This window comes from Psychrobacter sp. CoH-33_TS_01, assembly GCF_058189395.1.
On sequence record NZ_JBVGQI010000093.1, the window covers coordinates 1 to 242 of the forward strand.

Consider the following 242-nt stretch of genomic DNA (forward strand, 5'->3'; position numbering starts at 1 on the left):
GGCGGCGACGCCCGAACCGGATCCCGCCCGCGCGGCGCCCGGAGACGGCGCGAGCCGCCAGATTGCGTACGGCCGCACGTGCGGATCGAGCGAGACGTACTGGCGATGGCCGCGCCAGGTTTCCGCGTGCGCGGCGTCCTGTTCGAGCGCATCGAGCGGTTCGCCGTCGACCAGCCCGAGGCCGCGCCACAGCGCCGCGTCGAGCGTGAAGTTCGCGGCCTGCGGATGCCACGGGTCGAGGC

1 protein-coding gene is annotated in these 242 nt (G+C 75.2%); it reads right to left on the minus strand.

What is annotated here, in order from left to right:
• The coding region (locus tag ACZ2XM_RS15670) for a hypothetical protein (RefSeq protein ID WP_490619041.1) at positions 1 to 242 on the minus strand (242 nt) is incomplete at both ends.